Consider the following 21,313-nt stretch of genomic DNA (forward strand, 5'->3'; position numbering starts at 1 on the left):
TTACTTCTGCGATTTGCAGCTTATAATTTCTTATAAGATCAGATCATATCATATATAGCTTTTGCTATATCTCTCCGCTTCGGATACCATAATTGACTTGTATCCTACTCTACTCGCTTCCATGTAAAAAACATGTGCTTTCGATGACCGTTGCACCTTATTGATAGTTTTCAATCTCTTAACTATCAATCTTGGCTCAGGATTGTCCTCGACTTAACGTTAGGATATCCCCTGAATTCAAAGAGTTTTACTTGCGCCACGATATTAACGCAAGATTAAGCTAATCACTTCCGCACTGTTTCGCAGTACACCTTGTCCTCCTAAATAAAGAGGGTAGAAGAAGCCGGAATAGAATAAGAAGCTTTCCAGCATAACTGAAGCGAACATTGCCTTCCATAAGCTTTCCGGGTCATCTTCTTTTATATCGGTGTATACTTCGCCAATGCGATTTGCTTTATATTGAAGAAACTCATTTTTTTGCACCCATTCGAAAACTTCGTCAATTTCCGTGTTTGTGCATAATGTTGTAAAAATATAAGAATAAGATTTTGCATGGATTGCTTCAAACGATCCGAAGACGGTTAACACCGCTTTCTCCTGGAAATCGGGCGTGTACTTGGCGATTTCATTCATGCCGATGTTCGTTTGTACCGTATCAAGCAATGTCAGGCCGCCGAACACTTTTTTGTATGTATCCTGATGTTCGAATTCCTTCCATTGTTTGACGTCTTTACTGACTGCAATTTCTTCGGGGAACCATATTTGTTTCCATTGCTGGTCCCAAAAAATGCGAGCGAGCTCACTTGTAGGGGTATTCCAGTTGACCGCTTTATACGTTAAATTTGACATGCGACACACTCCTCAATTGTTAGTAAACGTTGGCGTACGTAATAAACGGTCTTAATGCCTTTTGTCCACGCGTAAATATAGGCTTTTGCCAATTGTTCTGTGTTCCACTGGTCCGTCACGTATAGTGTCATGGAAATCCCCTGGTCGACATGCTTTTGCACGGCTGCGTAAAGGTCGATCAGTTCATACGGATTTACATCATAGGCTTCGGTATAAAGTTCCTCATTGTCATTTGTTAAAAATGGCATCGGATAAATTGTACGGCTGTCCGCATAGTCACGTACTTCCACACGTTCCGTAACAGGGGAGATGGAAGCCGTGCAACTGCGAATGTAGGAGATACTGCCTGTCGGAGCAATCGCCAATCTGTAGGAGTGGAATAACCCATGCTCCAATATGTCAGACTTCAACTGGTGCCACATATTTTGAGTAATAATTGGTGTAGCCCCAAGTGCTTTTATCACTTCAGGTGTAAGTTCTATTTCTTCTTTGTTTATATAGCTTTCAAAGTAAACACCGCTCGCATAATCACTTTCCTCAAATCGGTAAAATGTTTCGTTCTTTTCCTTGGCAATTTCCATTGATGCTTTTAACGAGTAATAGTTCAATGCTTCCATAAATGCATCGATAAATTCGATGGACTCTTTTGAACCATAACGGATTCCGCTTTGTACGAGGTGTCCATGCAAGTTCATAACACCTAATCCAACAGAGTGCATTACTTTGTTCGCTTTAGATACAGAAGGAACGTTGACGATATCTGTCATAGTTGAAACATTCGTCAAAAGACGCATTGCTGTATCGACAAGTTGACCGAAATCCTGAACTTTCGTTGCTTCATGAATGTCGATCGAACCTAGGTTACATGAAACATCGAGGCCATATTCATTCGGCTCATTTTGATCGGTAACTACACTTGTTTGTTGGTACTGAAGAATTTCGGTACAGAGATTGGACATCTTCACACGACCGATTTCCTTTAATGGATGAGCGTTATTAACATTATCATCAAATATCTCGAACGGATAACCCGATTCAAATTGCGCTTTTTTGATTTCCGTATATAATTTCCGTGCATTTAATCGTTTCAGTTTACGGATGTTCGGATTATCCAATAGCTCATAGTACATTTCCGTAATCGAAATTTCCGACATGCGTTTCCCGTACTCTTTATAAATATCATAAGAACTGAACAAAACGATATCTTTATCGCGGCGCATCAATTCAAAGAAAATATCCGGAAGAATAATGCCTGTAGATAGTGTAGCTAAACGGATTTTATCGTCGGAATTTGGTTTCTTACTTGAAATAAAGCTTTCGATATCACCATGAAAAATATTTAAAAATACGACGCCGGAGCCGTTACGTTGCATTTTGTTACTCCACTTTAATGAAGTGGGGCTAGGTCATTTCTGCCTAGCTCTCTATGTCGCCATAGAGATCAGACTATATCTTCACTTTGCCAAAAAAGTTAACAATTGTGAAACATCAACTATATTGGCAAAGGCGCGGTTCGGATTAAAATATTACTAAAATAATCTCTTAGTCGTTGAACCTTCAACCTTACTGGGTTGCTTGGCTGCGGATTTTCTGCAATCTTGGATTTTTAGGGTTCGCTACTAGATTACTCTGTAGAATCCTACCTTGATATACTCAGATGTTCCCGCAATTGACCGCGTTTTAATTGGGCCAATTATTAACCCAATTGATTCGAATACGAGAACGAATTCTCCAGCAGTTTCGCAACGGGCATAACCCCGCTCGCACGATTTAAGATCCCTTTAATCGGATCACCTAATGGCCGAAGATCGGTCAAGTTTACTCCGACACCGCCTCCTAAGCGGGAAAGCTCCAGACAGTAACCGATGTTCTCGGCGATCGAATTCATCGTGTCATCCATCGTCAGTTTAAAGCATGAGACAAGCTCACCGCGCGCACTTTTCCCGCTGTTTAAAGCAGTTGGGGTTGCCGGCTGGTAGGCAGTCATAACCGCTTCAATGGCTTTTTCCGCCAACGTCTCATCACCTTGTGCTAAATAAAGGGCGATGATGACGATCCGATCCTCGTACTTTTCCAGAATCTCTTTTCCGTCACGGCTTTTCATCGCATAGCTTTCATAAAACTTCGAAGCACTCATGAAGGAAGGGAACCGGAACTTGTAGGAATAGGCTTTTTTGTACATACGTTTAATAAAGTTCATCGAGTACAAGTCTAAAAACTCTTTTTCGTAATAGCCTTCATCAACTAAATAACGTACTTTTTCCTCTATATCTATAAAGTAGCGCAAACGGACATTGACGTCTTCCAGAAAATAGCGGCGTGTTGCTTCTTTGTCTTTCGCCAAATCCAGTTCACCGGTAGCACGGTAACGGTTTAATATATCGTTATTTAATTTTAAATACTGTTTCATATCGATGCCTCTTTCCAAATGGAGTAATAGTAATCTGTAATCGCTTCGTAATTAGCCGGAGTTCCTCGCATTTCCACTTTTTCAATTAACGGAATTCCGTATTTTGCAGCTAAAAGGTCGCCAGCACGGCCGAAAAAATCATGACCGAAATTACGGTTTCCGCTTACGATGATTCCTTTGCATAATTCAAAGTTCGCAGTCATGAACTGGTCGACGATAGGGGGGACAGAGCCTAATCCATCCGTATACGTAAATAAAAGATACGGTTCATCGATTTTCACCACTTCGGTCAGATCCTTAGCGGGTAAGCCGAGTTTTTGCATGATGTATCGTACATTGCCAGTTCGTGAAGCATAAATGATCACGCTGTCATTTCAGAAATGCGATCGATAATAGAAGTCGGCTCCGCAATAAATTCACCGTTTATTTCAAATAACGGTACAGAAAGAAAACCTGCATCGATTATTTTTTGTTTTGCTGTTTCGTCCTGGTCAATATTAATGACCTCTACTTCCAAGTTGGCTGCATCAAGTTCGGATTTTACCCAGAGGCATTTTGGGCAAATTGTTTTCGTATAAAGTTTCATCATAGAATCCCTCGCTATATAAGTATTACTAATGATTGTGCCGTACATATATTGCGGGGGAAAAACAAAAAAGCTATCCCGGAAAACAGGATAGCTTGAAATGGAAACGGAAAGAGAGCGCGCCTCCATTTCCTATTCCCCGAAGAAATGTACGTAGTTTTAACAAGGCAGGTCTCCTGGCTTTGCTTCATCCGTCAGACGTACCTTCCCATGCTAGTAGCACAGTGGTCTATTCGCCTTCAGTCAGCATTTACAGTTGCGGGGACAGCGTTGGTTTCTCACCAAACTTCCCTTTTAAACTACATTTAGTAGTACCTTGCTAAAAAAACACAATATATAGTTGAATTGAGTATAAGCGTTAATAACATAAAAGTAAAGGGCCTAATGAGAGATTCCATAAATCCAACCAATATCCTAGAAAACTCCCTATTGAAAATAAAGAAAAAATATGGTTTTGTTATAACTGCATGTAATTAGATAATACAAAAAGAAAGTTGGTTGAATATGCCGATACAATTAAAAATTAAGAAAACCCACCCTGACGCAGGAATACCGAAACAGGCACGTGAAGGGGATGCAGGGATGGATTTGAGCGCAGTTGAAGAACAAGTTTTACTGCCTGGGGAATACGGGTTAATTAAAACCGGACTTCAAATCGAATTGCCGGAAGGAACAGAAGCACAAGTACGTCCACGTAGCGGATTAGCTTTGAAACACGGGATTACGGTGTTAAATAGTCCAGGTACGATCGATGCAGGCTACCGCGGTGAAATTGGGGTTATTTTAATCAATCACGGGAAAGAACCGTTTACGATTGAAAAGGGGATGCGTATTGCTCAGTTAGTCGTTCAATATGTCCCGCAAGTGTTCATTGAAGAAACGGACGAGCTATCGGATACGGAGCGCGGTGATAAGGGATTTGGTTCGAGCGGAGTGAAATAATGGAAAAAGCCTGGTTCTGGATGAACTCAGGCTTTTTAATCTTCTTTTTTCCACTTTACATAGTTGTATGATGTTTGAAATACAAATACAATCACGAGCAGCAGCGTAACAAATATAAAGTTAGCGGTAAACCCCTCAAAATAATAAATGATTGCTAACGGAAAAATACATAACGGTATGGAATAAATCGTGCGTAAAAATTTACGGCGGTATGATAGGCCATGGTAGGCAAACTTAAACCCTTTATCCACTTTGGGTTTTTTCCTGTAATACATAGATAAAACGAGTGTCGTAATTAAAACTACAATTAATATGAATGTATAATCAATTAAAAAATCAAAATCAACCATATTAGTCTCCTTTCTCTCCTTTAGTTAGAATTTCAATATCAGTAACAATTTTTGAAATCGGTAAATATGTTAATTCACAATGATAACGCCCATCAGGGAAGTCTTTGTACGTACTGGACTTGATATTGTAAACTTTATCTTCAATCATAACTTCGGTCGTATCAATACTTCTACCATGTCCGTTTACAAAGGTAATTTCGCAAATCCCTCCAGCAGTTCTTTGATCACCTGTTTGCAGATGAAAAAAATCATAGCTGTAAATACCTGAAACAATCAGCATAAACAATGTTAGCACGCCAAGCATAATTGTATTCAAATTAGAGGGAGATACTTGCTTATTAACGAACTGCCGGATAAAAAAGAAAGCAGCAATGATAAATAACAAAGTGAAAATGATAAGAGCACTGTAAAATCCGGTAAGCATGATTATTCCCCCTCTAAATCTGTTACCTAATTTACGAATAGGTTGGAAAAAAGTTTCAGAATTATGACATTTTTGTTTTTTTGAAATAGTAATAGGTGAAAATAACCTGCTGCGCTTTTCTAACAGTGATTCCATCAGCATATGAATAAGAAGTGCTATTTTTCATTTAGAAGGGGATCAATCAACTTTAGTCGAATTGATAAAAATGGAAAATTGTAAAAATTGTATGTGAGATAAAGGGAGGTATTGTATGCGAAGCGTGCAAAGTGTGATGTTTGAGAAATTTTTAGTACTGCGCGGAACGAAGAAGAAATTTATGGATTTACGGCTGCTCGATGATTTTATTGCAATGAAACATAACGAGAGACCATATGAACTGGATGCTAAATTCCAAGAGCAGCACCAAATCCAAAAAGACGAACTGAATGGTATGTCCTATTATACGATCAATGAACAGCAGACACCGGAAAAGGTCATCTACTATTTCCACGGCGGCGCCTATATTAATGATCCACTGATTTTTCATTGGCGCTATTTAGTGAAGCTTGCACAGGAGACAAATTTCACGATCATCGTGCCGATTTATCCGAAGCTGCCCAAACATACACATAAAGCGTGCTTTAATGCCATTCATGATTTATATGATCATCTCGTCTTAAAATATGATGCACCGTTTATTTTCATGGGGGATTCAGCAGGCGGCGGACTGGCATTGGCTTTGGCGCAGGATGTAAAGCGATGTTCCAAAAAGCAGCCGCAGCATATTGTTCTGCATTCCGCATGGCTCGATGTACGGGGTGAAGATCCGCGCTACAAAGAACTTGAAAAACTGGACCCGATGCTGGGAGTGGCAGGGGCACAGGAGCTTGGCAGGTTATGGGCAGACGGATTGGAGTTAACCGACCCTAAAATAAGTCCTGTACATGGAGAACTGAAAGACATCGGTCAACTTACTGTTTTTGTCGGGACGGGTGAACTGCTGCTTGTCGATGCAAACATGCAGCTTGACAGAGCAAAAGAACAAGGTGTAACAGTCCACTACTTCGAATACCCAAGAATGAATCATGTTTTTCCGGTATTTCCGATTCCGGAAGCAAAGAAAGCAATGAAGCAGCTGCTTAGGATCATAAAAAATTAGCACAAAAGAACAAGGAGCTTTTACAGAATGAAATTATATATTATACGACATGCTGAAGCAGAAGGACAAGATCCGAAGGCCAAGTTAACAGCAGCTGGCAATGAGAAAAGTGAGCAGCTGGCAAACTTTTTGAAACAGTATCCGATTGAACTTGTGATATCAAGCCCGTTTACAAGAGCATTACATACAATAGAACCATTTGTCCGGAAAAACAATATTCCATTCAAAATTGATCATCGGTTAAGTGAGCGGTTATTAAGTGGCGAAAATCTTCCGGATTGGCTGGGGAAATTGAAACAAACTTATGTAGATCGGGATTTAAAATTTACGGGCGGGGAATCAAGTAACGAAGCGGCACAACGCATTACTGAATTAGTAGAAGAATTAAAACAGTGTTCTCATATGTCAGCGGCAATCGTTACACACGGCAATATCATGTCATTACTACTCAACCATTATCGACCGGATTTTGGATTCGACGAATGGAGACAATTGTCGAATCCGGATGTCTTTGAAATAGCGTTTAGCAATGAACAAGCAGTTGTAAATCGAATTTGGCAATAAGCAGCGTAAAATAGGTTGTAGAAAAGCAGGTGCAATATGAAAAATTACTTTATTATTAGTGATATCCATGGCCAGTATAAAGCTTTTGAAAAGTTATTAAAGTATTGGAATCAAAAAGATAGCCTTGTTTTACTCGGGGATTTGATTGACCGGGGTCCTCAGTCATTTGAGGTTGTGCAAAAAGTAATGGACTTAAAGAAACAATACGGGGAACAGGTTATATTTTGTAAAGGGAACCATGAAGCGATGCTGTTGGATTTTCTCGAAAACCCTGGGCAAAAGTATGCCTTCTATTACAAATATGGCGGCCGGGAAACAATGGCCTCATTTTTAAAGTATTTACCCGCTGAAGTAAGTGAACTTGAGCCGATTGAACAAGCGAAAGTCGTAAAAGAGGAATTTGCGGAGGAATTGGATTTTTTAAATAACGGCAAATTATATGAAATTGCAGGAAATCTTTTATTGACGCATGCAGGATTTGATTCGACTTTTGCGACAGTCGATGAAACGCAGGATGAAAATTTCATATGGATCCGCCAACATTATAAAAATGAAAATAAAACACCCTATATTAATGTTTTTGGTCATACACCATTACAACATATCCATGATTGCAATGATATTTGGATTAGTAAAGACCAAAAATATATTGGAATAGACGGCGGTTGTTATTTTACAGGTCAATTGAATGGCATCGTTTTGTCGGAAGAGGGCCAAATCATTCACATGTATGCTGTTACATCGGACAAAACCGAACATTATAATAACTGACTGGTGCCATTTAGAAGGAGTATAAAATTATAATTATATAATATTTTTCTTGAATGTATGTTTTCCCCTGATTATTTGGTATACTACTATTAACGATATGTAAAAGAGGTTATCCCGTTCGATTTTGTGCGGGGTGACCTCTTTCGTGTTTAAAGAAGTTTTTCAGGGAGGAAACATTTTGGAGCAATATACAAATTTACGAGCGGGCGAAAAAGGTGCATATTTATCGATTATTGCGTACATATTTTTAAGCGCGCTTAAGTTAGCAGCAGGGTACTTAGGGGATTCGGAAGCATTAAAGGCTGACGGATTAAACAATACAACGGATATTATTGCTTCAGTAGCCGTGTTGATCGGACTCAGAATTTCCCAGCGCCCGCCTGATGATGACCATCGATACGGACATTTTCGTGCAGAAACGATCGCATCACTTGTTGCATCATTTATTATGATTTATGTCGGGATCGAAGTACTTATATCGGCAGGTGAAAAAATCGCCAATCCGATCGATCAGGATCCTTCCATTTTAACGATAATTGTAGCCGTGTTCAGTGCAGCCGTTATGTTTGCCGTATATAAATATAATTTGAACCTCTCAAATAAAATTAACAGTTCTGCTGTGAAAGCAGCGGCCTATGATAACCGCTCTGATGCCTATGTCAGTATTGGGACAGCTATCGGTATTACCGCAGCAATATTAGGTTTCCCGATCGTCGATACGATAACGGCCTTCATTATCGGTTTAATCATTATTAAAACAGCAATCGAAATCTTTAAAGAAGCGGTATTCTCCTTAACGGACGGATTTGATACGGAATTGATCAGTTCGATTGAAGAGCGTGTTTCGAAAATTCCGCGTGTCCGTGATGTTACCGATGTACGCGGCAGACAGCACGGCAGCCTAATCCTTGTCGATATTACGGTCAGTGTCAATCCTCATCTGAATGTACGGGACTCACATGCCATCACAGAGCAGATTGAAAATGAAGTGAAGCGGTTGAATCCATATGCGACAACACTTGTCCATATTGAACCGTATGATCCGAAAGAGCTGGTTATTTGCGAAGATGATTTCCATTTTTAATAAATAAACGATAGACAAGCCATTCTCCTTTACTGGCAGTGAGGGGAGAATGGCTTTTTTCTATGAGTGAATCATAATCATCCATCTTCTGTTAAAATGTAAGTACTTGCGAGCTTTATCTATACTGGAGGTTATTATATGAAAAAAGTAGTTGCAGTCATTGCCGTATTAATCCTTGTATCAATCCCATTATTTGAATGGCTGTTAACAAACCCCTCCAATTCAATGGAACTGATGCAAACTTTAAGGAATACTGAAAAACCGGAATCGCTGTTTTTGGATGAAGAAAATTTCGATGCCGAGATTGTTGAATACATAAAGAAAGAATTTAGTCCGAATATGGTGCAGCAGTTTACAATACTGGAGTTTGATGAGAAAAGTTTCTTGATTCAAACAACTCCTGGTACTACAAAATTGGAAATTATTAATATAGAAGAACTGCCAGAGGAAATGAGAAATTATTTTCTTTCACAAGAATGACCGGATAGTAATTCAAAATTTATGAAAAGGAAAGAGGAATACTATTGCATACAACAATCGGGATAGTCGCTCATGTCGATTCTGGCAAAACGACATTTTGTGAACAATTGCTTTATCATACAAATGCGATTAAAAAGCGCGGGCGGGTGGATCACCAAGATGCTTATTTAGATAATCATGCCATTGAACGGCAGCGCGGGATTACGATTTTCGCGGAGCAGGGCCGTATTGACTACAACGGGCATGTGTATACACTGATCGATACACCGGGACATATCGATTTCGCACCGGAAATGGAGCGTGCGGTTCATATAATGGATGCGGCCATCGTCATTGTCAGTGCGGTTGATGGAATCGAAGGGCATACGGAAACGGTTTGGCATCTGCTGAGGGAGCACCATGTTCCGACATTTATCTTCATAAATAAAGTAGACCGTGAAGGAGCAGATGTTGATGCGGTAATGGCTGCCATTAAAAAAGACTTAACCCCAAATGCCTTGTTGTTCAATAATGGCATTGATACTTTCGTAAAAGAGTGGCTAGCGGATCATGACGAGCAGCTGATGGAAAAATACTTCGCAGACGAATTAACGGAGAACGATGGTACGGCAAAGCTGAAGCAGATGATTCAGAAGGAACAGGCATTTATTTGTATGTCGGGATCTGCTTTAAAAGATGAGGGGGTACTGGATTTTTTCGAAACGATTGTGCAACTGACAGAAACAACATTCGATGTGAACGGTCCATTTGAAGGTAAGGTCTATAAAATTCGCCATGACAATCAGCAGCGTCTCACATTTATGAAAGCATTATCGGGTGTTTTGAAAGTGCGCGATGAATTTACATTCGGTGATACGACAGAAAAAGTAACGGAAATCCGGCTATACAATGGCAGCAGTTTTACGACGGTTCAACAAGTGCAGGCGGGCGATATTTTTGCGGTGAAGGGACTGGCGACGCCGATTATTGGAGATATGATTGGAGTTACCGAAGCAAATCCTGCACAATTTGAAATGATTCCGGCATTGCAGGCGAAAGTGATGTATGAAGGTTCGCTACATATTAAAGAACTTCACCGGATTTTTCGTGAAATTGAAGCGGAGGAGCCAAGTTTACGTGTCGTATGGAATGAGAAATTCCAGGAAATCTCGGTTCATGTTATGGGGACGATTCAGCTTGAAGTATTAACCGAACTGGTGAAGGACCGCTTTGAAATTGACGTGCACTTCGGCAAGCCGCAAATTCTATATAAAGAAACGATTGCTGCGCCTACAGTCGGCTATGGCCATTTTGAACCGTTAAAGCATTATGCAGAAGTGCATCTGAAAATGGAACCAAACACGCGCGGAGCAGGCAACACATTCTCGAACCAGTGTCATGCCGATGACTTATCCATCGGGCATCAGCGATTAATAGAAAAGCATCTATTTGAGCGGGATCATCACGGATTACTTACAGGTTTTCCGATAACGGATATTCATTTTACGCTACTAACTGGACGTGCACATATTAAGCACACAGAAGGCGGAGATTTCCGTGAAGCATCGTTTAGAGCATTGCGACAAGGGCTTGAACAAGTAGAAAATGTACTGTTGGAGCCTTATTATCGATTTAAGATGAAAGCGTCAAACGACCATATTGGCCGGATGATGTCGGATATTCAACAGGCAAGCGGGACATTTGAAGCACCGATTTTAACAGAAGATACCGTGACATTACACGGACGTGCTCCTGTAGCAACCTTTATGGATTATTCCACTCAATTTGCCGCTTACACAAACGGAAAAGGGGCATTATCACTGCAATTTGATGGCTATGATCTCTGTCATAACAGCAATGAAATCATAGAACAAATTGGCTACAATAAAAACGCCGACCCGGAATATACATCTTCCAGCATATTTTGTGCAAAAGGGAAGGGCTACAGTGTGGCCTGGCATGAAGCAAAAGACGCGATGCATTGTGAAGTAACTGAAAACGATTGAAAGAAGGATTTTGCAGAATAATAAAGAAGTATGACTAAAGTGTATAGAAAAGGAGGCTCATTTAATGGCATATATTTTACAGGTGGATTTTAAAATGGATGGTCCATTCGGCGAAGAAATGGCTGCCGGTTTTAAAGGGTTGGCAGAGAGTATTAACGAAGAAGAAGGCGTGCTTTGGAAAATTTGGACAGAGGATGCGGAAGCAGGCGAAGCGGGCGGTATTTACTTATTTGAAACAAAGGAAACTGCAGAAGCTTACTTGGAAATGCATTCAAAGCGTCTAAATGGCTTCGGGATAACTGCAATCAACAGCAAAATTTTTGCAGTGAATGAGTCATTAACGAACATTAACAAAGGTCCGGTTAACGTATAAATAAAAGAGCATTCCATATTTTGAGAGACACAATGATGGTGTCTCTCTATTCGTGTTCGGATTTAATCAAACTTAACATCCGAGTTTGGGTTGTTTGGAACTTAACGTATAATAAAATATATCCCACAAATAAAGGGGGGAGGTTAGCGTTTAATGGAAACATTAGTTCCTTTATCTTTAATAGGTATTCCACTTTTCTCAATCGTGCTTTGTGTCAATATTATCAATTTGCTAAAAATTATAATCCATCATCCAGAACAATCTGTGAAAAAACATACTTTTTTAATTAGTATCAGTGTTGCTTACATACTATTTTCATTTTTATGTATATTAATTGTCATTGCCGATTCAGTTTGGGGGGTATCTCTATAAATGACCCTAAATCTAGCTGTATTTCTGACTAACGTTAAAAAGACAAAAGACTTGAAGTGTCTTTTGTCTTTTTTAAGGCTTACGCTCATTTAATATTTCTTTTTTCTTTGACCAAAAATCAGGAGGCATATAAGAAATTAATGAATAATCAATTTCATCGCCTGATTGAGTTGTTAATTGAACTAACAAAGGTTCTTCTTTATTAGATGGATTTATTGCCCTTGTTTTAATTGTAATTGCCTGAACACCAGTTCTTTTTGGGTGACCGACAACAACGACCTGATTTCCTAGTGTATAAACATCTGTAATTTCGGTCTGAAATGCGACGATATATAGATCCAGATCATTTTCATTTTGAAACATTGGAATAGATAATCCCATGTTGTGTTCGAAATCATACCAACCAGAGAGTCCAATATCATAATTAGTAAATAATCGGTGTAGGGCATAATGAATTCTACTAGGAATATAACTCCATCTTCCGGTCGTGCTATACCAGTGTTCCTCATAAGCAGGTCTTTTATATTCTGGTTTATTTACTATTACATCAAATGAAATTTTAGTTCCATTTTTAATCACTTCTGAAATTTGGACCATATTTGATGGGAAAGGTTGCTCTTTCCAAGGAGGGTCAGAAATAATTTCGGGTTTGGAAGGTTCAAGTTTCTGAAGCCGATTTTCCACTTCTTTTAATTGTATTTTAAGTTCTTCAATTTTTTTCTCTAATCGTTTAGTTTCATCTGGTTCTTCTGCATAATAAAGTGGAGCAATACTTATATTAAAAATCACTACACAAATAATAAATAAAATAATTCTTTTGGAAGTTAACATAGAAGCACCTCAAAATTATTTTGCTCTATTGATGCGGAAATATGTTCTTTTAATTTTTTTCTACAATTACGGGTGCTTTAGTGCGTTAGTATTTTCGTTCCCCAATGATCGGCAGCTAAGACTTACCTACAGTCTTGGCTGCTTTTTACTTTAATTTGGTTACCAAACGTCGCAAGGTAGTTTAGGTAAGAACTTTTAATTCTTTTAAAAAAACAATGGCATACCTTAAAAAGGGGGGTGTTGTTATAAAAAAAGGGAAAATTAGTGTAATCAGTTTTGTCTCAATATTATTGGTAGTAGTGTCCTTATTTTTATATATACAGGTTTCTGGTAAAGAAAAAGAAAGTGGTTCTTATTTATCCGAAGAAGAAAGGCTTGAATTAACGAGTTTGATGTGGCAGATAAGAAGTAACTTACATGGCGAAAATTATGGGTTTGTTTTAGACCATGCTGTTTTACCTAACGGAAACATTGAAGTAATTGTGAAATTAGGAAGTAAGAAAATTGATAAAAAGATGAAAGAAGATTTACAACAATTAGCAACTGACGTTATTAAACAAAATGATTTTGATTCAGAATTATTTCAATATAACATAACAAGTTTTTATAGTTCAGAAAAAGAAGGAAATCATGTTTCACAAAGGCTAAGTTATAATGATTTAATGGGTGACATCATGCTAAGTTTAAATGAATTAGGTTATGATGTTGCCGTACACGGGGACGTATTTTCAGACAAAAACGTTGTAATAACATTAGTATTACCACACGATAAGTTTGATGAAAATACCAAAAAAGAAGTAAAACAGTTTGCAACTGATGTTATTAAAAAATATAATTTTGAAACTGAAATATTCCAATTTAACATAACAAGCTATAAGAATTCTTAATTTAAACAAGAACGAATAACGTATCCAAAACAAACCATTAAACACAAACGCGCTAATTTTTGATTGTTATGGTAAAATTATATTAATTAGGAATATTTATGTAAATCGAATTTACTTCATAATTGAAAATATTAACAAGGGAAGTTGAAGAATTATGAACAAAAAGAATAGTTTGCTATTTTTCCTAACCTTATGTATCGAGTCAGTAATTACCTTTATTGTTGCAATTACGTTCTCGGTTCGATTTATTGAGATAATGGGAATTTTAGGTGCAGTATTTAGCGGGTTGCTTTTTTTATTAACAAGTGGAGGAGGACCTTTTTCGGACTTCTTTACAGCGAGAAATGCAGGCATAACAGGAATTATTCAAGAAAGAGAGAACTTTGTTTTTAAAAGAGGACCTGCGTTTTTCGCTTCCCTTGTTTTCTTTGGCATAGGATTGCTTTTCTTTATACTGCTAGTTAATCGTGTCATTCCTCCCGCGTGATGAAAGAATGTGAAGTATTGTACTTATGCTAACGAGAATTCTGCCAAGATAAAGGATCTTTTAACTTAATTGAAGAATAAATAAAATAAGCTCCTTAAAATAAAAGTTGGGAATACACGAAAAAAAGCAGGAACGTTGTTAAAACGACGGTTCTGCTTTTTCTATTGGTACAATATTTTGAGACAACGCTTATGCTTATTTCACAAAAATATGTGCATCGCAATAACAAAGACCTTTGCAGCTTGGGCAATCGACTTGATAGGGCTCGAAATAGCGCGGCATGTAAATAAATGGTTCAAAGCCCTGTGATGCAAATTGTCGCTCTGCAGCCCAGCGGTTTGTATCGGACTGTACCCAGCCAACCGTAACGATCGTTTTTGCAATCGGCTGTGCGGCTTCAAGATAAGCACGTACAAGCATAGTTCCAATTCCTTTTTTCCGCTCTTTTGGATGGACGACAAAATGACTTGTATAATAACTGATGCCTGTTGCGACCAGTTCCTTTAATGACTGCAGCTCTTCGTGAAAGTAAGGGAACTCCTTGTTGAAATCCAATATTTCATAACCTGCAATATAACCGACAACTTCATCAAGCTCATTAACGGCTACAAAACGGATGCCGCCAGCCTGATCGACTGTATCAGCGGTTTCTGGTTCAAATGGTAAAAAATTGTTGAGCAATGCCGCAATTTGCACAGCATATTTCGTTTCATAAGGGTAAATATTCATCAATGTACCTGCCTTCGTATGTTCGAATTTTATTATTTTAGCATAATAGAACGCATTATGATATTACATTGACTGCTTTGAAAGGTTCGCCTAATTTGGAGCAAATAAATCTTTAAAATTCATTGTGTAATCCATAGATCGACCTTAAAAAGGCGCGAGAAATGGGTAATTTTGATAATTGAAAATACAGAACACTTGTTCTATAATGAAGGAGAGGGAGTGGAATAATGAGGGAACAATTAAGAAAAGCGATGCAACTCAATCAAATTTTGGATATTGTGTACATCGCCAAAAGTCAGTCAATAACAAAGCGTCGAATCAAACTAATTAAAATTTCCGGAGACCATGTGCAGGCGTATTGTTTTACCCGTCATGCAAAACGAAATTTTATTGTAGATAATATTTTGGCTGTACATCCTGTAAGCAAAAATGCAAAAGGATTAGAAGCTTAGAATATATATAATATTATCGAATAGAAAAAATTATTATCATTAATTTAATAATTTTGTGGAATTTTCTGACTATTTGTGTTATATTACAGTAAGGGGAGGTGAATAAATGATGCAAGCTTTAAAAAGAATGGGGGCAACTAACTTTTTTGAAAATATTGTGAAGAGTAATCCTAGATTAAAAAAATTAAAACGTATGTATTTAATTAGAAGGGAAATTTCGGAATATGTTAAAACAAAATAAATAAAACCCTCCACTTTTGATTGTGGAGGGTTATTTTTTTGACAGATGTCTAACCATAAAGCATTATCTGAAGCAAGCGCAATCCGTCTAAGCCGATTAACAATAATCCTCCTATACTCCAGTAACCAAGAGATATCCAAATACATAGATAAGACTTCATAGAGTATAAAAAATCAGCAGCTAAGAAAAATAAATAAGGGAAAATTGTAGTGTTAGATAGGGATTACACAAAAAAACACATAGTTCATCCGTAATTCATGAACTATGTGCATTTAATAAATCGGTATTTACTCAAATTCAATTAGAAGCGAAACAATATGTAATCGTTCATTTTAATTAAGCGGCAATATCCGAATACTTATTAAGTAATTCATCCAGTTCCTGACTGCAATTCACGACTTCCGGATGAGTGAATCCTAAAGCATGTGCTTTTTTGTACATCAGTTTTCTTTTTGTCTCAATTCTTAGTTTCAGTAACTTTTTAAACAGTAAAAATTTCATAGAAAAATTTCCCTTCAGTAGTAGTTGGTAGGTTTAAAACTTTTGTTAATATAAAATGACAACTGTTTCATCCTATCTTATTTCGGACAAGAAATATGTCGAAACATGCTAAAAAAGCATAATTCAATAATTTGTAAAATATAAAATTTATATACATAAATAGGGAACGTTATGTTTGACTATATTTGAAAGGTATGCATTTTGTCAGACAGGAGTGGGTTTATAGAAACCTTTGAAATCCAATTTTTGTACAACTGGTACCATCATTGATATAATGAGCGATGTGAATACATATAAACAGAAAGAGGTTATGAAAAATGACAAATGCTTATGATGAATATATGCGTCAAGTAACTCAGCCAATGCGTACGGAACTTGAGAGTGCAGGTTTTACACAATTAACTACGGCAGATAGCGTACACGAATTTATGGCTGAAACAAAAGGGACAGCTTTAGTTGTCATCAATTCAGTTTGTGGTTGTGCGGCAGGTCTGGCACGTCCGGCTGCTCGCGAAGCAGTGGCAGATGTGAAACCTGATCAGCTTGTAACGGTATTTGCAGGTCAAGATCCGGAAGCGACTGCAGCGATGCGCGGATACTTTGATGAAGTACCGCCAAGCTCACCATCAATGGCAATTTTAAAAGATGGTCAATTAGCTTATTTCATACCACGTGATCAGATCGAAGGACATCCAATGGAACAAATCCGTGATCATTTATCCGATGTGTTAAAACAAGTATGTGCCGAGTAACGATTGTCACAACGGCTGGCAGACCGGACGAGCAATCGCTTCAGTTAGCTGAATTTGCAAGTAAGGAGCTGCAGGCAACAATTGTTCCGCGCCAAAAACGTTCGGTACGTAAGCTTTCAGAAGTGTACGATGCCAATGTCATTGTCGCGGGGAAAAATCGTTATGAATACTATGCGAAAGGTGCCGAGGCGCCTTTCTTTTTTCATCCCAATTCTGCCGCATTCCGTTTAAAACGTGTCGCTCGAGGTGAAGACGAGCCGTTGCTGACTGCCTGTGCACTGGAAAAAGGGGATAAATTTTTGGATTGCACACTCGGGATTGGTGCGGACAGTTTATTGGCAGCTTATGTTGTTGGTGAAAAAGGTAAAGTGATTGGTGTAGAGGCTGATCATAACGTCGCATTTATTGTAAAAACAGGGATGCGAAACTATGATACGACCGAACTTCCATTAACTGCGTGCATGCGGAATATTGAAGTGATTCATTCAACAGCAGTGGAATATTTAAAGAAGCAGGAAGATGAAAGTTTTGATGTCGTCTACATGGATCCGATGTTCGAAGAAGTCATTGAAGAATCAACGAATTTTGAAGCACTGCGCTATGCCGGGAAGCACCTGACATTGACGGATGAATGGGTGGCTGAAGCAAAACGGGTAGCGAAAAAGCGCGTCGTGTTAAAGGCACATTTTAAATCGGACTGGTTTGAAAAATACCAGTTTCAGCGTGATGTCAGGTTAACGTCCAAGTTTCATTATGGTGTGTACGAAAAATAAAACGTTGGGTTCTTTTGAGAACTTCAACGTTTTTTCTAAATGCTTTACATACCCCTTACAGGTATGGTAATGTGAAAATATGTAAGGGGGATTGATTGAATGATTCATGAAAACGATAGTCTATTGGAAACACATGATGAAAGCTGTCGTAAAAGTCATCATCCTGAACCGATAAAAAAAGATTTAACAACGAGATTGAATCGAATCGAAGGGCAAATCCGCGGCATTAAAGGCATGATCGATAAAGACGTTTATTGTGATGATATTATTACACAATTATCGGCAACACAATCGGCATTAAACAGTGTCGCAAAAATTTTGCTTGAAGGTCATTTAAAGGGCTGTGTCGTGGATCGTCTGAATGAAGGCGATACAGAAGTACTGGACGAACTTGTCGTAACGATTCAAAAAATGATGAAAAAATAAGGAGTGTTCAAGTATGGTAAATGTAACGTTAAATGTTAATGGTATGTCTTGCGGCCATTGTGTAAAATCTGTAGAAACTAGTGTTGGCGCATTAGCTGGTGTACAGGAAGTAAAAGTGGACCTTGCCGAGAAAAAGGTATCGGTTGCGTACAACGAAGATGCCGTTACTGTTGAGCAGATCAAAGAAACGATTGATGAGCAAGGTTATGACGTTGTTTAATAATGAAAATTTACAAATGATTCAGGTTCTCTAGTATAGAGAACCTCTCTTTTTACAAAATTTTATACCCCCTAAAGGTATAAAGAGGTGAAAATATGACGAAAGAACTGACATTGCAAGTAACAGGTATGACGTGTGCTGCTTGTTCGGCAAGGATTGAAAAAGGGTTGAACCGTATGGATGGAGTCGAATCGGCGAACGTCAACCTGGCAGTTGAAAAAGCAGCAATTCAATATGATGAAACGGTTATTAAAGCACAGGATATTGAGCAGAAGATTCAGGCGCTCGGCTATGATGTCGTCAAAGAAAAAGCGGATTTCACAATCGACGGAATGACATGTGCGGCATGTTCGGCAAGAATCGAAAAAGTGCTCGGGAAAATGGACGGGATTGCTTCGGCAAATGTGAACCTGGCATTGGAAAAGGCGACAATAGAATTCAACCCGTCACAAGTTTCAGTGTCCGATATTATTACGCGTATTGAAAAGATCGGTTATGGCGCACAGCCAGTTGTTGAAGGCAATCCGGTTGATCATCGGGAGAAAGCAATTCAGCGGCAAACGGTTAAATTTATCTCGGCGGCGATTTTATCATTGCCGCTGTTATGGACGATGGTTGCCCATTTTTCATTTACGAGCTTTTTATATGTGCCTGACATCATTATGAATCCTTGGGTACAGCTGGCATTAGCAACACCTGTTCAATTTATTATTGGCTGGCAATTCTACGTGGGAGCATATAAATCATTGCGCAGTGGTGCTGCAAATATGGATGTGCTCGTTGTGATGGGAACAAGTGCGGCCTATTTCTATAGTATTTACCAAATGCTCGCACATCCGAACGGTCATATGCCGCACCTGTATTTTGAAACGAGCGCGGTGTTGATTACATTGATTTTATTAGGAAAACTGTTTGAAGCGCGTGCAAAAGGCAAATCATCACAGGCAATCAAGCAGTTGATGGGGATGCAGGCGAAAACAGCACTGGTGATCCGTAATGGCGTCGAACAGTCTGTACCGCTTGAAGAAGTACGCATCCATGATATTGTCCGCGTGAAGCCGGGTGAAAAAATTCCTGTTGATGGGGAAGTCGTTTCGGGAACTTCAGCAGTGGACGAATCGATGCTGACAGGTGAAAGTTTACCGGTGGAAAAAAACATCGGAGATTTTGTTTATGGTGCTACATTGAATAAAAATGGTGCACTGGAAATGAAGGCATTAAAAGTTGGGAGTGAAACAGCATTATCCCAAATCATTAAAATTGTCGAGTCCGCTCAAGGTTCCAAAGCACCGATTCAGCGTCTTGCCGATAAGATTTCCAATATTTTTGTACCGATTGTTGTAGGGATTGCCGCTCTAACATTTATTTTATGGTGGCTGATCGGCGGAGAATTTGTCCAGGCATTTGAAGCGACGATTGCCGTTCTTGTTATCGCATGTCCATGTGCGCTCGGCTTGGCAACGCCGACCTCGATTATGGCGGGCTCAGGACGTGCCGCACAGCTCGGCATATTGTTTAAAGGCGGAGAACATCTTGAACAGACAGGTTTTGTCGATACGATTGTAGTTGATAAAACAGGGACTGTAACAAATGGGAAACCGGTGCTGACAGAAGTTGTGCTGTTCAATGATTTTGCCGAAAATGATGTACTTCGCATTGTTGCATCAGCAGAAAAACAATCCGAACATCCATTGGCAGAAGCGATTGTTGAAGGAGTGTTAGAGCGCGGGATTACGCTTTCGGCTGTTTCTGGATTCCAGGCACTTCCCGGGCTCGGCATTGAAGCACAAGCGGATAATACAGAAGTTGCCGTTGGTACGAGAAAACTGATGCAAGATCAACAAATCAGTATCGATGAAGCGGTTGAACAGCAGCTGATTTCATTGGAACAGCATGGGAAGACGGCGATGCTTGTTGCGATTAACAAACAATTTGCAGCAATTATTGCGGTTGCAGATACGGTAAAAGAAACATCTGCCGAAGCGGTAAAACGTCTGCATGCGCTTGGCCTGAACGTCATTATGCTTACAGGAGATAATGAGCGTACTGCAAAAGCGATTGCTGCTGAAGTGGGTATTGATGAAGTAATTGCAGAAGTGCTGCCGGAACAAAAGGCACAGCAAATCGAAAAATTGAAACAGCAAGGTCGGAATGTTGCAATGGTCGGGGACGGGATCAACGACGCACCGGCACTTGCGGTAGCTGATATCGGGATGGCGATCGGTACGGGTACGGATGTAGCGATGGAAGCGGCGGACATTACATTAATTCGCGGGGATCTGAACAGTATTGCCGATGCGATTTTAATGAGCCGTAAAACGATGACGAATATTAAACAAAACCTGTTTTGGGCATTTGCCTATAATGTCATCGGTATTCCGATTGCCGCGCTCGGTTTCCTTGCTCCATGGGTAGCAGGTGCAGCGATGGCATTCAGTTCCGTTTCGGTTGTATTGAATGCTTTAAGGCTGCAGCGTGTGAAATTGTAAAATATCCGGTATCCTGGATAAAGAATGCGGATGGGATTGAAGGAAGCTGACAATCAATATTGAAGTTTAAATTCGATAAGAATATTCCAACATAGAAATACAGCATTTGTTTTAAAAAAGTTTGTTGTGGAAACGTACAATGAAGTGTTAAATGCGTTTGAACATACTAGCACTCTAATTTCTTATAATGATTGGGG

Annotated in this window: 26 protein-coding genes, 2 pseudogenes and 1 riboswitch; of the genes and pseudogenes, 18 read left to right on the plus strand and 10 right to left on the minus strand. The window is 39.1% G+C overall.

The window, feature by feature from the left end:
• Nucleotides 1-267: 267 nt before the first annotated feature.
• The 5 genes and pseudogenes from MKX73_RS14620 to MKX73_RS14640 form a co-directional block, all read right to left on the minus strand.
• Nucleotides 268-849 (minus strand): annotated as a pseudogene (locus MKX73_RS14620) (ribonucleotide-diphosphate reductase subunit beta); the annotation flags it as partial.
• Nucleotides 837-2,222 (minus strand): ribonucleoside-diphosphate reductase subunit alpha, encoded by a 1,386-nt coding sequence (locus MKX73_RS14625; RefSeq protein WP_340718073.1) that lies wholly within the window; start codon nt 2,220-2,222, stop codon nt 837-839. The pseudogene MKX73_RS14620 and the gene MKX73_RS14625, both read right to left, overlap by 13 nt.
• Nucleotides 2,223-2,548: 326 nt before the next feature.
• A pseudogene (locus tag MKX73_RS14630) lies at nt 2,549-3,259 on the minus strand (ribonucleotide reductase N-terminal alpha domain-containing protein); the annotation flags it as partial.
• Entirely contained in the window at nt 3,256-3,582 is a 327-nt protein-coding gene (locus MKX73_RS14635; protein WP_340718074.1) for a ribonucleotide reductase stimulatory protein, read from the minus strand. The gene MKX73_RS14635 and the pseudogene MKX73_RS14630, both read right to left, overlap by 4 nt.
• Before the next feature lie 38 nt (nt 3,583-3,620).
• Nucleotides 3,621-3,848, minus strand: coding sequence for a glutaredoxin family protein (locus MKX73_RS14640; protein WP_340718075.1), 228 nt, complete (start codon nt 3,846-3,848; stop codon nt 3,621-3,623).
• A 146-nt stretch (nt 3,849-3,994) separates the two neighbouring features.
• Nucleotides 3,995-4,179: riboswitch (cobalamin riboswitch) on the minus strand.
• Nucleotides 4,180-4,349: 170 nt separating this feature from the next.
• Here MKX73_RS14640 and dut point away from each other — a divergent pair.
• Nucleotides 4,350-4,787, plus strand: coding sequence for a dUTP diphosphatase (gene dut, locus MKX73_RS14645; RefSeq protein ID WP_340718076.1), 438 nt, complete (start codon nt 4,350-4,352; stop codon nt 4,785-4,787).
• Nucleotides 4,788-4,822: 35 nt separating this feature from the next.
• On the opposite strand, the gene MKX73_RS14650 is transcribed toward dut, so the two are convergent.
• A complete protein-coding gene (locus tag MKX73_RS14650; protein ID WP_340718077.1) occupies nt 4,823-5,137 on the minus strand; it encodes an ATPase in 315 nt (104 codons plus the stop codon).
• A gap of 1 nt (nt 5,138) precedes the next feature.
• Nucleotides 5,139-5,561 carry a cobalamin biosynthesis protein CobN gene (locus MKX73_RS14655; RefSeq protein ID WP_340718078.1) on the minus strand — a complete coding sequence of 141 codons (423 nt, stop codon included), beginning with the start codon at nt 5,559-5,561 and terminating at the stop codon, nt 5,139-5,141.
• A 250-nt stretch (nt 5,562-5,811) separates the two neighbouring features.
• Between MKX73_RS14655 and MKX73_RS14660 the strand changes: the two genes are divergently transcribed.
• The 8 genes from MKX73_RS14660 (at nt 5,812) to MKX73_RS14695 (ending at nt 12,328) form a co-directional block, all read left to right on the plus strand.
• Nucleotides 5,812-6,699 carry an alpha/beta hydrolase gene (locus MKX73_RS14660; RefSeq protein ID WP_340718079.1) on the plus strand — a complete coding sequence of 296 codons (888 nt, stop codon included), beginning with the start codon at nt 5,812-5,814 and terminating at the stop codon, nt 6,697-6,699.
• 27 nt (nt 6,700-6,726) lie between these two features.
• Nucleotides 6,727-7,263 (plus strand): histidine phosphatase family protein, encoded by a 537-nt coding sequence (locus MKX73_RS14665; protein ID WP_340718080.1) that lies wholly within the window; start codon nt 6,727-6,729, stop codon nt 7,261-7,263.
• Nucleotides 7,264-7,299: 36 nt separating this feature from the next.
• Entirely contained in the window at nt 7,300-8,034 is a 735-nt protein-coding gene (locus MKX73_RS14670) for a metallophosphoesterase family protein (protein ID WP_340718081.1), read from the plus strand.
• A 178-nt stretch (nt 8,035-8,212) separates the two neighbouring features.
• On the plus strand, nt 8,213-9,118 hold the full coding sequence (locus MKX73_RS14675) for a cation diffusion facilitator family transporter (RefSeq protein WP_340718082.1): 906 nt from the start codon (nt 8,213-8,215) through the stop codon (nt 9,116-9,118).
• Nucleotides 9,119-9,256: 138 nt separating this feature from the next.
• Nucleotides 9,257-9,598 carry a hypothetical protein gene (locus MKX73_RS14680; RefSeq protein WP_340718083.1) on the plus strand — a complete coding sequence of 114 codons (342 nt, stop codon included), beginning with the start codon at nt 9,257-9,259 and terminating at the stop codon, nt 9,596-9,598.
• Between the two features lie 44 nt (nt 9,599-9,642).
• Nucleotides 9,643-11,583, plus strand: coding sequence for a translation factor GTPase family protein (locus tag MKX73_RS14685; RefSeq protein ID WP_340718084.1), 1,941 nt, complete (start codon nt 9,643-9,645; stop codon nt 11,581-11,583).
• Between the two features lie 64 nt (nt 11,584-11,647).
• Nucleotides 11,648-11,956, plus strand: a complete 309-nt coding sequence (locus tag MKX73_RS14690) for a monooxygenase (RefSeq protein ID WP_340718085.1) — start codon at nt 11,648-11,650, stop codon at nt 11,954-11,956.
• A 153-nt stretch (nt 11,957-12,109) separates the two neighbouring features.
• Nucleotides 12,110-12,328: a hypothetical protein gene (locus tag MKX73_RS14695; RefSeq protein ID WP_340718086.1), complete on the plus strand. Its 219-nt coding sequence runs from the start codon at nt 12,110-12,112 to the stop codon at nt 12,326-12,328.
• A gap of 72 nt (nt 12,329-12,400) precedes the next feature.
• On the opposite strand, the gene MKX73_RS14700 is transcribed toward MKX73_RS14695, so the two are convergent.
• Entirely contained in the window at nt 12,401-13,159 is a 759-nt protein-coding gene (locus MKX73_RS14700; RefSeq protein WP_340718087.1) for a hypothetical protein, read from the minus strand.
• Nucleotides 13,160-13,374: 215 nt separating this feature from the next.
• Here MKX73_RS14700 and MKX73_RS14705 point away from each other — a divergent pair, with 215 nt between their 5' ends.
• Both MKX73_RS14705 and MKX73_RS14710 read left to right on the plus strand, forming a co-directional pair.
• Nucleotides 13,375-14,046, plus strand: a complete 672-nt coding sequence (locus tag MKX73_RS14705) for a hypothetical protein (protein ID WP_340718088.1) — start codon at nt 13,375-13,377, stop codon at nt 14,044-14,046.
• A gap of 154 nt (nt 14,047-14,200) precedes the next feature.
• Complete coding sequence (locus MKX73_RS14710; protein ID WP_340718089.1) at nt 14,201-14,533, plus strand: hypothetical protein; 333 nt, start codon at nt 14,201-14,203, stop codon at nt 14,531-14,533.
• 195 nt (nt 14,534-14,728) lie between these two features.
• Here MKX73_RS14710 and MKX73_RS14715 read toward each other — a convergent pair whose 3' ends face one another.
• Nucleotides 14,729-15,262: a GNAT family N-acetyltransferase gene (locus MKX73_RS14715; RefSeq protein WP_340718090.1), complete on the minus strand. Its 534-nt coding sequence runs from the start codon at nt 15,260-15,262 to the stop codon at nt 14,729-14,731.
• Nucleotides 15,263-15,489: 227 nt separating this feature from the next.
• Between MKX73_RS14715 and MKX73_RS14720 the strand changes: the two genes are divergently transcribed.
• Nucleotides 15,490-15,714, plus strand: coding sequence for a transcriptional regulator (locus MKX73_RS14720; protein ID WP_340718091.1), 225 nt, complete (start codon nt 15,490-15,492; stop codon nt 15,712-15,714).
• A 106-nt stretch (nt 15,715-15,820) separates the two neighbouring features.
• The gene (locus tag MKX73_RS14725; protein ID WP_340718092.1) at nt 15,821-15,955 is read left to right on the plus strand and encodes a hypothetical protein; all 135 of its coding nucleotides are present in this window, start codon (nt 15,821-15,823) and stop codon (nt 15,953-15,955) included.
• Between the two features lie 336 nt (nt 15,956-16,291).
• On the opposite strand, the gene MKX73_RS14730 is transcribed toward MKX73_RS14725, so the two are convergent.
• Nucleotides 16,292-16,456 (minus strand): aspartyl-phosphate phosphatase Spo0E family protein, encoded by a 165-nt coding sequence (locus tag MKX73_RS14730; protein ID WP_340718093.1) that lies wholly within the window; start codon nt 16,454-16,456, stop codon nt 16,292-16,294.
• 317 nt (nt 16,457-16,773) lie between these two features.
• Between MKX73_RS14730 and MKX73_RS14735 the strand changes: the two genes are divergently transcribed.
• The 5 genes from MKX73_RS14735 (at nt 16,774) to MKX73_RS14755 (ending at nt 21,116) form a co-directional block, all read left to right on the plus strand.
• Nucleotides 16,774-17,208, plus strand: a complete 435-nt coding sequence (locus MKX73_RS14735) for a BrxA/BrxB family bacilliredoxin (protein WP_079526359.1) — start codon at nt 16,774-16,776, stop codon at nt 17,206-17,208.
• Entirely contained in the window at nt 17,196-17,981 is a 786-nt protein-coding gene (locus MKX73_RS14740) for a class I SAM-dependent methyltransferase (protein ID WP_340718094.1), read from the plus strand. Before MKX73_RS14735 ends, MKX73_RS14740 begins: the two co-directional genes overlap by 13 nt.
• 99 nt (nt 17,982-18,080) lie before the next feature.
• Nucleotides 18,081-18,407, plus strand: coding sequence for a metal-sensitive transcriptional regulator (locus MKX73_RS14745; protein ID WP_340718095.1), 327 nt, complete (start codon nt 18,081-18,083; stop codon nt 18,405-18,407).
• 13 nt (nt 18,408-18,420) lie between these two features.
• Nucleotides 18,421-18,627, plus strand: coding sequence for a copper chaperone CopZ (copZ, locus tag MKX73_RS14750; protein WP_251688345.1), 207 nt, complete (start codon nt 18,421-18,423; stop codon nt 18,625-18,627).
• A gap of 95 nt (nt 18,628-18,722) precedes the next feature.
• Nucleotides 18,723-21,116 (plus strand): heavy metal translocating P-type ATPase, encoded by a 2,394-nt coding sequence (locus tag MKX73_RS14755; RefSeq protein ID WP_340718096.1) that lies wholly within the window; start codon nt 18,723-18,725, stop codon nt 21,114-21,116.
• Nucleotides 21,117-21,313 lie beyond the last annotated feature (197 nt).

The organism is Solibacillus sp. FSL W7-1436, from assembly GCF_038007305.1.
Lineage (GTDB): Bacteria > Bacillota > Bacilli > Bacillales_A > Planococcaceae > Solibacillus.

What these genes read in the sequence shown, in the direction of transcription:
- MKX73_RS14625 (WP_340718073.1), bottom strand. Translation starts at nt 2,222, where the DNA reads ATGCAACGTAACGGCTCCGGCGTCGTATTTTTAAATATTTTTCATGGT.
- MKX73_RS14635 (WP_340718074.1), bottom strand. Translation starts at nt 3,582, where the DNA reads ATGCAAAAACTCGGCTTACCCGCTAAGGATCTGACCGAAGTGGTGAAA.
- MKX73_RS14640 (WP_340718075.1), bottom strand. Translation starts at nt 3,848, where the DNA reads ATGATGAAACTTTATACGAAAACAATTTGCCCAAAATGCCTCTGGGTA.
- dut (WP_340718076.1), top strand. Translation starts at nt 4,350, where the DNA reads ATGCCGATACAATTAAAAATTAAGAAAACCCACCCTGACGCAGGAATA.
- MKX73_RS14650 (WP_340718077.1), bottom strand. Translation starts at nt 5,137, where the DNA reads ATGGTTGATTTTGATTTTTTAATTGATTATACATTCATATTAATTGTA.
- MKX73_RS14655 (WP_340718078.1), bottom strand. Translation starts at nt 5,561, where the DNA reads ATGCTTACCGGATTTTACAGTGCTCTTATCATTTTCACTTTGTTATTT.
- MKX73_RS14660 (WP_340718079.1), top strand. Translation starts at nt 5,812, where the DNA reads ATGCGAAGCGTGCAAAGTGTGATGTTTGAGAAATTTTTAGTACTGCGC.
- MKX73_RS14665 (WP_340718080.1), top strand. Translation starts at nt 6,727, where the DNA reads ATGAAATTATATATTATACGACATGCTGAAGCAGAAGGACAAGATCCG.
- MKX73_RS14670 (WP_340718081.1), top strand. Translation starts at nt 7,300, where the DNA reads ATGAAAAATTACTTTATTATTAGTGATATCCATGGCCAGTATAAAGCT.
- MKX73_RS14680 (WP_340718083.1), top strand. Translation starts at nt 9,257, where the DNA reads ATGAAAAAAGTAGTTGCAGTCATTGCCGTATTAATCCTTGTATCAATC.
- MKX73_RS14690 (WP_340718085.1), top strand. Translation starts at nt 11,648, where the DNA reads ATGGCATATATTTTACAGGTGGATTTTAAAATGGATGGTCCATTCGGC.
- MKX73_RS14695 (WP_340718086.1), top strand. Translation starts at nt 12,110, where the DNA reads ATGGAAACATTAGTTCCTTTATCTTTAATAGGTATTCCACTTTTCTCA.
- MKX73_RS14700 (WP_340718087.1), bottom strand. Translation starts at nt 13,159, where the DNA reads ATGTTAACTTCCAAAAGAATTATTTTATTTATTATTTGTGTAGTGATT.
- MKX73_RS14705 (WP_340718088.1), top strand. Translation starts at nt 13,375, where the DNA reads ATGGCATACCTTAAAAAGGGGGGTGTTGTTATAAAAAAAGGGAAAATT.
- MKX73_RS14710 (WP_340718089.1), top strand. Translation starts at nt 14,201, where the DNA reads ATGAACAAAAAGAATAGTTTGCTATTTTTCCTAACCTTATGTATCGAG.
- MKX73_RS14715 (WP_340718090.1), bottom strand. Translation starts at nt 15,262, where the DNA reads ATGAATATTTACCCTTATGAAACGAAATATGCTGTGCAAATTGCGGCA.
- MKX73_RS14720 (WP_340718091.1), top strand. Translation starts at nt 15,490, where the DNA reads ATGAGGGAACAATTAAGAAAAGCGATGCAACTCAATCAAATTTTGGAT.
- MKX73_RS14725 (WP_340718092.1), top strand. Translation starts at nt 15,821, where the DNA reads ATGATGCAAGCTTTAAAAAGAATGGGGGCAACTAACTTTTTTGAAAAT.
- MKX73_RS14730 (WP_340718093.1), bottom strand. Translation starts at nt 16,456, where the DNA reads ATGAAATTTTTACTGTTTAAAAAGTTACTGAAACTAAGAATTGAGACA.
- MKX73_RS14735 (WP_079526359.1), top strand. Translation starts at nt 16,774, where the DNA reads ATGACAAATGCTTATGATGAATATATGCGTCAAGTAACTCAGCCAATG.
- MKX73_RS14740 (WP_340718094.1), top strand. Translation starts at nt 17,196, where the DNA reads ATGTGCCGAGTAACGATTGTCACAACGGCTGGCAGACCGGACGAGCAA.
- MKX73_RS14745 (WP_340718095.1), top strand. Translation starts at nt 18,081, where the DNA reads ATGATTCATGAAAACGATAGTCTATTGGAAACACATGATGAAAGCTGT.
- copZ (WP_251688345.1), top strand. Translation starts at nt 18,421, where the DNA reads ATGGTAAATGTAACGTTAAATGTTAATGGTATGTCTTGCGGCCATTGT.
- MKX73_RS14755 (WP_340718096.1), top strand. Translation starts at nt 18,723, where the DNA reads ATGACGAAAGAACTGACATTGCAAGTAACAGGTATGACGTGTGCTGCT.